The following is a 7,645-nucleotide window of genomic DNA, read 5'->3' on the forward strand; positions in this document are numbered from 1 at the left end:
GTCTCGACAACCCGTTGGAATCACAACCCGCCGTGACCTCCCAACCCTCGTTCCCACCGCATTCCGAAACAGCCTCTAAGCGGGTTCGCTGCCACGAGTCCTTCACCAGCGGATCGGCACCTCCCAGCGGTTGTCGTCGCTGTCGCATGAGGCGGCATTGGGCGTTTCGGATCGGCATGCAGCGGTGACAAACACAGCGTCAGAGACAGGAGAGGCCGATGCGGCTGACGCGCTTCAGGGTCACGAACTATCGGAACATTCGGGACTCCGGCTGGATCGAAGGCGGGACGATAACGGCGTTCGTCGGTCAGAACGAGTCGGGCAAGAGTAATCTCTTCGAAGCGCTCTACCGCATCAATCCGTTCGCACCCGGTGAAGCGTATAACATTGCTGAGGATTGGCCCGTCGATGACTGGGGCAACAAGGATCTGTCCGCGCTTGTCTGCGAGGCGGAGTTCGCGCTCACGCAGGACGAGATTGCGTCCCTCTACAGTGAAGCGGCGCGACCGGCACCTGAACCTGAGGCGACAAGCGAGCACGCGACCGAGGACCATGGAGCAACACGAGGCGAGGCTGCGGCTGGTGTGCCCGCGGACCTCACGCTCCGCGGCTCTCGCTCGTACACTGGAGAGCCGACCTTCGCGGTGGAAGGCGAACCTGCCGGTCGCTTCGACGCGTCAAAGGTGGATGCCTGGGCGAAAACGCATGTGCCCAAATTCGTTCTGATCCAAGACTACGGCCTCAGCGGGGCGCAGATCGAGCTGAATCAGCTCGATCAACGCCTGAAAAGTGTCGCGTGGCACCAACTCACGAATGAAGAGCAGACAATCAAGATCGTCCTAGATCTTGCCAAGATCACTATCGACGAGTTCCTTGCCAAAGGCGCAACACCGGCGGGCCGAACGGAGCGGTCTTTCGACAAGCGGTCAGCCTCTTCGTATCTGAGCAGGCAGTTCCGCGACCTCTGGACGCAGAAGAAGGTCGATTTCGAGATCGAGATCGACGGCACGACGCTGAACATCTTCGCGAAGGACGAGGCGGTCGACATGCCGGTGCGGCTCAACCGGCGATCAAGCGGCTTCCGCTGGCATGTCGCTTTCGCCTGGAAATTCACGCATGCGAGCAAAGGTCAGTACAAGGATTGCATCCTGCTGCTCGAAGAGCCCGGCATCCATCTGCACCATGCTGGGCAACGCGACCTTCTTCGGGTGTTCGAACGACTGTCAGCGTCGAACACGATCCTCTACACGACCCATCTCGCCTCGATGGTCGATCCGGCGTATCCGGAGCGGGTTCGCATCGTCGAGACGACGGACAACCACGCGATCGTCAAGAAGAGCGTGGTGAGTAGCCAACGCGCGCCCATGGCCGTCATCGAGCTCGCGCTCGGGCTGACCGGCGATATGAGCGGCCTGCTCGGTGCGCGCCAGACCCTGATAGTCGAAGGCAGCGACGATGCCATGATTCTGCACAAGCTCTCCGGCGTTCTGCGCCGAGAGGGCAGGCCTCATCTGTCGGACCGCATTTATCTCTTCCCCGCCCACGGCGCGTCGAAGACACCGATGTATGCGGCCTTCGCCGTCGGCCAGGGCTGGGACTCCGGCGTGCTCCTCGACACCGATCCTGAAGGCCATGCTGCGAAGAAAAAGATCGATGAGTTGTATCTGAAAGAACTGGCCGGCGAACGGAAAGCGCGCTTCCGCGTGCTCATGCTGGCCCAAGCCGCGGGGATAAAGAAGACGGATGCTGCAATCGAGGACATCTTCGAAGAACAGTTCTACATCGATTGCGTCAACTCGGCTTTCCGAATCGCCATCAAGCCAGAGGACCTGCCCGTCGACGGGTCCGACATGATCGCCAAGCGCGTGGAGACGGTTCTGACGCAGCACTATGGCAAAAGTCTCGACAAACGGAGCGTGATGGCGGAGATGCTGCGGCGGTTTGACGGATGGAAAGGCATTTCAGATCTTCCCAACGGTACCGCCGCCAGGGCCGAGAAGTTGTTTACGGCGATCAACGCGGCTTTTGGCGCGACCTCGGAATAGTCCCCCCTTTCCGTCAACTCCCAACGGTAGAGGTCTACGGAATGCAGCGTCGTCGTTATGCGCACTGTCAGGGAAGGGCGGTCAGGCGCTGAGCGAGGCGGCGTCCCACCCTCACCCCGGCCCTCTCCCGCACGCGGGAGAGGGAGAAGGGCGGGGCGCGCTTGACTGCGCCCGGGCGGCATGGGATAGGAAAAATGTCAAACACCCTCCGTGCGTCCGGGCTCCGGCGCTCCGGTCGCCTTCTCCCGCCGCTTGAGGATGCGGAAGGCCTCGGTCAGCACCTCCCGGGTGATGCCCTCGGCGGCGAAGGCCTCGGCCGCCTCGTCGAGCGTCATCTTCAGCGCCGGGCGCAGCAGCAGGGTGCGGTCGGGCCGCACCTCCGCCTGGAGATGGCGCGGGTTGCCGAGCGCCTGGAGCACCGGACGGGTGAGGGTGAGCTGGCCCTGGGGTGAGACTTTGAGCAGCGTGCGCATCGCGGGTAAAGGCATAAAGGAATAAAGTCATAAAGTGAAGCACTGAGTTGCCGGCCAGGCCGAGCCGGCGCCACCTGCGATTTCAGGTCGGGCGGGATGTGACCCGCGGATGTGTCCCGCCGTGGTTCGCGGGAGCAACGACCGCGCGGAAGGCTTGGAATCCCGCCGGGTGGCTGGGGGACCTGGATTCGAACCAAGGCTGCCCGGTTCAGAGCCGGGAGTTCTACCGCTAAACTATCCCCCAAGCGCCAGCCCAGCATGGAGCGCCTGGCGTCCCGTAGGGGATTCGAACCCCTGTTGCCGCCGTGAGAGGGCGGTGTCCTAGGCCTCTAGACGAACGGGACGGCGCGAGAGGGACATACAGCCCCATCCGCCCCCGATCAAGCCGCTTCGAGGCCATGCAGCCGTGGCGTGCGCCCCGCGCAGGATCAGGCGGCTGCGGCGGCCGCGCCGCCGGTCGCGGCGAGGAACGCCTCGACGTCCTGCGCCCGCGTGTTCCAGGCGGTGACGAAGCGCACCAGGTCGGGATCCTCCGGCCGGGCGCGCACCGGGAAGCCGCCGGCGGCCAGGCGGGCGCGCACGTCCTCGGGCATCAGGACGAACACCTCGTTGATCTCGGTCGGATGCACGAGCCGCACCCCGGGCAGCGCCGCAAGCCCCGCCGAGAGCCGTGCCGCCATCGCGTTGGCGTGGGCGGCGTTGCGCGCGGCCACCCCGTCCTCGACCATCGCCAGGAGCTGCGCCGAGAGGTAGCGCATCTTGCTGAACACCTGGCCGGCGCGCAGCCGGCGCTGGCCCATGAAGCGGTTGAGCCGTTCCGCATGGGGCGAGTCGCGGAAGATCACCACCGCATCGGCGCACATCGCGCCGTTCTTGGTCGCGCCGTAGCTCAGGATGTCGACGCCCGCGCGCCAGGAGAGCGCGGCCGGGGTGCAGCCGAGGCGGGCGCGGGCGTTCTCGAACCGCGCCCCGTCCATGTGCAGCACGAGGCCGCGCGCGCGGCAGATCGCAGCGATCGCGGCGATCCGGTCGAGCGGATAGACCGTGCCGGCCTCGGTGCCCTGCGTGATCGTGACGACGGTGGGCGGCGCCGATTGCAGCCGGTCGGGCGGCAGCGCGGCGAGCAGCCTCTCGATCGCCGCCGGGTCGAGCTTGCCATGCGCGCCGTCGAGCGTGATCAGCTTGCCGCCGCCCGAGAAGAACTCGGGCGCGCCGGATTCGCTCGTGTTGACGTGCGCGCCGGCGTGGCAGATCGCCGCCCCCGGTGGCGGCATGGCGGCGGCGAGCGAGAGCGCGTTCGCCGCGATGCCGGTCGCGACGGGATGCACATGCACGGGGGTCTCGAAATAGCGGCCGAACGCCTCGTCGAGTCGGGCCGTCACCGCATCGGCGCCGTAGGGCGCGGCGTCACCCTCGTTGACCGCGAGGATCGCCGCGATCACCTCCGGGCACACGGCGGTCACGTTGTCGCTGCGGAACAGCATCCCCTGGCTCCCGTCTTGCGCCGCGTCGCGCGCGGCAGGCCTCGGAACAGTAGCGCACCTCGTCCCAGACCCTGGCCCACTTGCGCCGCCAGGCGAAGGGGCGTCCGCAGGCGGCGCACGGCTTGCTCGGCAGGTCGCCCTTGCGGCGCATCAGCGCGCGAGCTCCGCCCGCGCGAACCCCTTCCCGTCGCCGAGCGCGCGCCACGCGGTGGTCTGCTCGCCCGCGGTGATCAGCCAGGCAAGCCCGGCCTCCCACGCGCCGGCCGCGTCGCGCGCCGAAGGGGTGGGCGTGCCGGCAGGGTGGCTGTGCCAGACGCCCACCACCGCCTCGGCCGTGCCGCGCAGCCGCCGCTGCAGGGCGAGCTGCAAGGCGGCATCGATCTCGAAGGCGTCTTCGGGCGCGGCGAGATTGCGGCTCGGCGCGAGGCCGGTCACCACCACGCCGTGCGCGACCGCCCGTCCGACCAGCAGCCCGCAGGCCTCGCGCGGCAGGGCGGCAGCGGCGAGCCGCGGCAGGGCCGCGAGCACGTCGGAGGCGACCGCGACGATCACGGCGCCCCCGGCACCAGCCGGCCGAGCACACGATGCGTCGCGGGGTCGACGATCACGATCCGGTCCTCCGCCCCGCCCCCGGTGACGTGCACGGCCAGCCGGTCGCCCGCGGCGGCGATGCCGAGGATGCGGCTACCCGCGGGCTCGCCGAGCCCGGCGATCGCCGGCGGGGCCGGGCGTTGGCCAAGGCGGTTGGCAATCGTCACCGCAAGCACCACCGTGCCTGCGACGATCAGCACGCCCATGATGACCACGGCTGCCTTCAGCACCCGCATGCCCGAACCGTCCCTGACCCCCGACCGCGCTGCCACCGTGCGCACGATGGTGGCGGATCGCGCCGCCGCCGGCCAGCGGCTCGACCGCTGGCTCGCCTCGGTGTTCCCGGAGCTCTCGCGCTCGCGCGTCAAGGCGCTGATCGAGGCCGGGCAGGCGAGCCGCGACTTCGCGGTGACGCGCGACCCGTCCGAGCCGGTGCGCGAAGGTTCCACCTACCGGCTCGGCGTGCCGGCCGCGGCGCCCGCTGCGCCTGCCGCCCAGACGATCCCGCTGACCGTGCTCTACGAGGATCCGGAGCTGATCGTGATCGACAAGCCGGCCGGGCTCGTCGTGCACCCCGCCCCCGGCAACCCCGAGGGCACACTGGTGAACGCCCTGATCGCCCATTGCGGCCAGAGTCTGAGAGGAATCGGCGGCGAGCAGCGTCCCGGCATCGTGCACCGGCTCGACAAGGACACCTCGGGCGTGATGGTGGTGGCCAAGACCGAGCGCGCGCACCAAGCGCTCGCGGCGGCCTTCGCCCGGCGCGACCTCGAGCGGTCGTATCTCGCCCTGGTCTGGGGCGTGCCCGCGCCAGCGGAGGGGCGGATCGAGGCACCGATCGGCCGTCACCCGGTGGACCGCAAGCGCATGGCGGTGGTGCCGCGCGGCAAGCCGGCCGCGACGCGCTGGCGCATGCTGCGCGCCTTCGGCACCGCGGCGGCGCTGCTGGAGTGCCGGCTCGAGACCGGGCGGACGCACCAGATCCGGGTCCATCTCGCCCATCTTGGCCATCCGCTGGTCGGCGACCTGGCCTATCTGCGCCGCCTGCCGGCAGCCGCGCGCGGGCTCGACCCCGCGCGGCGCGGCGCGCTCACCGGGTTCCCGCGCCAGGCCCTGCATGCCGCGGTGCTGGGGTTCCGCCACCCCGTGACCGGGGTGGCGCTGCGCTTCGAGGCGAAGCTGCCGGCGGATATCGCCGCGCTGCTGGCGCTGCTGACCGATCAGCCCGGCTGATGGCACAAATCAGGACCTTCGTGGTCCGGTTTTTCTTGCGCGGCGGGCTGCGCCTGAGGCACGATACATTCGTTGGCACTCGAGCGGGGAGAGTGCCATCACGCCCGCGTGACGGCCCTGTCGCCGCTTCGTGACCACGTCGGGAACCGGGCCGTGACAGAGTGCGTTCCGCCCATTCCCCGATCGCGCGCGCCGGCCCATCCCGGACCGGCCCGAGCAGAGAGAGAGCCATGACCGCGTCCTACGCGATCCCTGTCGCGCCGGAAGGCAACCTGACCCGGTATCTTCAGGAGATCCGGAAGTTCCCGATGCTCTCCCCGGAGGAGGAGTACGCCCTCGCCAAGCGCTGGAAGGAGCAGGGCGATCTCGACGCCGCGCACAAGCTGGTGACGAGCCATCTGCGCCTGGTGGCCAAGATCGCCATGGGCTATCGCGGCTATGGGCTGCCCGTGGGCGAGCTGATCTCGGAGGGCAATGTCGGCATGATGCAGGCGGTGAAGCGGTTCGACCCGGATCGCGGCTTCCGCCTCGCCACCTACGCCATGTGGTGGATCCGCGCCGCCATCCAGGAATACATCCTGCATTCCTGGTCGCTGGTGAAGATGGGCACGACCGCAGCGCAGAAGAAGCTCTTCTTCAACCTGCGACGCCTGAAGGGCCAGATGCAGGCGATCGACGACGGCGACCTCAAGCCCGAGCAGGTGGCGAAGATCGCGCGCGCGCTCGACGTGCCCGAACAGGACGTCGTGTCGATGAACCGCCGCCTCGCCGCGCCCGATCACAGCCTGAACGCGCCGGTGCGCGCCGAGAGCGAGGGCGAGTGGCAGGATTGGCTGGTCGACGAGGCCGAGACGCAGGAGGAGGCGCTCGCCGAGTCCGAGGACATGGGCCAGCGCAAGGCCCTGCTCGAGAAGGCGCTCGGCACGTTGAACGAGCGCGAGCGGCATATCTTCATCGAACGGCGCCTGAAGGACGAGCCCACCACGCTCGAGGAACTCTCGCAGCAATATGGGATCAGCCGCGAGCGCGTTCGCCAGATCGAGGTGCGCGCCTTCGAGAAGGTGCAGAAGAGCATGAAGGCTCAGATCGCCGAGCGGCGCGCCGGCTCGCCGGCCCCCTGATACCCGGCCGACAAGGGTCCTCCCTTGTCGGCCGGTGCCGCGATCGGGTGGCTCGGTCCGAGACATCGCACCGCACGCTCGCTGTGCGCACGTCGTCCGGCGGCGCGAGCCTGCACCGGGCGGAGACGGGATGGGTTCAGCCCGAGGCCCGGTCCACCTCCGGGCCCCAGATCTCGCGCAAGGCGGCGCGCCGCTGCTCGAGCGCCTGCGTCGTGCCGTAGGCGCGTGCCTCCAGGACCGCCAGCACCGCCCAGCTCAGCACCTGAGGCAGCAGGAAGCCGATGAGCGCCGCCGCATAGGCGAGCGGCAATGTCTCCACCCGCGCCAGCACGGCGGCGAGCGTCATCAGCGTGTGCCCCTCGAGCCAGAGCGCGCGCAGCGCCGGCAGGAGCCCGGCGAGATTGAGCGCCGTCACCGTGCGCGCGGTCGCGCGGGTCGGCGAACGGTCGAGGGCGAGCGCAGTGGCCGCGGGGATCAGCCCGACCGCGAGCAGAAGCCCGGTCGGCAAAGCGATGCCGAGCACCGCGCCGGTGGCGACACCGAGGCCCCAGAAGCCGAGCGGCGTGCGCGGCGACCTGGCGCCGCGCGCCCTGCCCTTGGCCATGCCGGCCGCGGCGTCGCGCGTCACCGCCCTCAGCCTCCCGCGACCGCGAGCAGCGCGAGCGCCAGCACGACCAGCCCGGCGCCCTGGGCGATCC

The 7,645-nt window shown here is 69.3% G+C and carries 9 protein-coding genes and 2 tRNA genes; 3 read left to right on the forward strand and 8 right to left on the reverse strand.

Annotated elements, in window-relative coordinates:
• The first annotated feature begins 218 nt into the window (after positions 1-218).
• Positions 219-2,045, forward strand: coding sequence for an ATP-dependent endonuclease (locus FK498_RS15630; protein WP_141856156.1), 1,827 nt, complete (start codon positions 219-221; stop codon positions 2,043-2,045).
• 197 nt (positions 2,046-2,242) lie between these two features.
• On the opposite strand, the gene FK498_RS15635 is transcribed toward FK498_RS15630, so the two are convergent.
• The 7 genes from FK498_RS15635 to FK498_RS15665 form a co-directional block, all read right to left on the reverse strand.
• A complete protein-coding gene (locus FK498_RS15635; RefSeq protein WP_141856158.1) occupies positions 2,243-2,518 on the reverse strand; it encodes a hypothetical protein in 276 nt (91 codons plus the stop codon).
• Positions 2,519-2,688: 170 nt separating this feature from the next.
• Positions 2,689-2,762 (reverse strand) — tRNA-Gln (locus FK498_RS15640).
• A 24-nt stretch (positions 2,763-2,786) separates the two neighbouring features.
• Positions 2,787-2,862 (reverse strand) — tRNA-Glu (locus FK498_RS15645).
• 84 nt (positions 2,863-2,946) lie between these two features.
• Positions 2,947-4,002, reverse strand: coding sequence for a low specificity L-threonine aldolase (locus tag FK498_RS15650; protein ID WP_141856160.1), 1,056 nt, complete (start codon positions 4,000-4,002; stop codon positions 2,947-2,949).
• Positions 3,926-4,153 carry a DUF2256 domain-containing protein gene (locus FK498_RS15655; RefSeq protein ID WP_141856162.1) on the reverse strand — a complete coding sequence of 76 codons (228 nt, stop codon included), beginning with the start codon at positions 4,151-4,153 and terminating at the stop codon, positions 3,926-3,928. The genes FK498_RS15650 and FK498_RS15655 overlap by 77 nt, the downstream gene beginning before the upstream one ends.
• Positions 4,153-4,554 (reverse strand): M67 family metallopeptidase, encoded by a 402-nt coding sequence (locus FK498_RS15660; RefSeq protein ID WP_202614878.1) that lies wholly within the window; start codon positions 4,552-4,554, stop codon positions 4,153-4,155. The genes FK498_RS15655 and FK498_RS15660 overlap by 1 nt, the downstream gene beginning before the upstream one ends.
• Positions 4,551-4,829 carry a DUF6476 family protein gene (locus tag FK498_RS15665; protein WP_141856164.1) on the reverse strand — a complete coding sequence of 93 codons (279 nt, stop codon included), beginning with the start codon at positions 4,827-4,829 and terminating at the stop codon, positions 4,551-4,553. Before FK498_RS15665 ends, FK498_RS15660 begins: the two co-directional genes overlap by 4 nt.
• Between FK498_RS15665 and FK498_RS15670 the strand changes: the two genes are divergently transcribed.
• Positions 4,828-5,826 (forward strand): RluA family pseudouridine synthase, encoded by a 999-nt coding sequence (locus FK498_RS15670; protein ID WP_370510911.1) that lies wholly within the window; start codon positions 4,828-4,830, stop codon positions 5,824-5,826. The two genes, FK498_RS15665 and FK498_RS15670, sit on opposite strands and share 2 nt — an antisense overlap.
• 230 nt (positions 5,827-6,056) lie before the next feature.
• The gene (rpoH, locus tag FK498_RS15675; RefSeq protein WP_141856166.1) at positions 6,057-6,947 is read left to right on the forward strand and encodes an RNA polymerase sigma factor RpoH; all 891 of its coding nucleotides are present in this window, start codon (positions 6,057-6,059) and stop codon (positions 6,945-6,947) included.
• A gap of 136 nt (positions 6,948-7,083) precedes the next feature.
• Here rpoH and FK498_RS15680 read toward each other — a convergent pair whose 3' ends face one another.
• The gene (locus FK498_RS15680) at positions 7,084-7,575 is read right to left on the reverse strand and encodes a hypothetical protein (protein WP_141856168.1); all 492 of its coding nucleotides are present in this window, start codon (positions 7,573-7,575) and stop codon (positions 7,084-7,086) included.
• Positions 7,576-7,645 lie beyond the last annotated feature (70 nt).

It is taken from the genome of Elioraea sp. Yellowstone, assembly GCF_006704265.1.
In the GTDB taxonomy this organism is placed as follows: Bacteria; Pseudomonadota; Alphaproteobacteria; order Acetobacterales; family Acetobacteraceae; genus Elioraea.

Excerpts from the sequence above, each read along its gene's own strand:
- FK498_RS15630 (WP_141856156.1), top strand. The coding sequence starts at position 219 with ATGCGGCTGACGCGCTTCAGGGTCACGAACTATCGGAACATTCGGGAC.
- FK498_RS15635 (WP_141856158.1), bottom strand. The coding sequence starts at position 2,518 with ATGCGCACGCTGCTCAAAGTCTCACCCCAGGGCCAGCTCACCCTCACC.
- FK498_RS15650 (WP_141856160.1), bottom strand. The coding sequence starts at position 4,002 with ATGCTGTTCCGCAGCGACAACGTGACCGCCGTGTGCCCGGAGGTGATC.
- FK498_RS15655 (WP_141856162.1), bottom strand. The coding sequence starts at position 4,153 with ATGCGCCGCAAGGGCGACCTGCCGAGCAAGCCGTGCGCCGCCTGCGGA.
- FK498_RS15670 (WP_370510911.1), top strand. The coding sequence starts at position 4,828 with ATGCCCGAACCGTCCCTGACCCCCGACCGCGCTGCCACCGTGCGCACG.
- FK498_RS15665 (WP_141856164.1), bottom strand. The coding sequence starts at position 4,829 with ATGCGGGTGCTGAAGGCAGCCGTGGTCATCATGGGCGTGCTGATCGTC.
- rpoH (WP_141856166.1), top strand. The coding sequence starts at position 6,057 with ATGACCGCGTCCTACGCGATCCCTGTCGCGCCGGAAGGCAACCTGACC.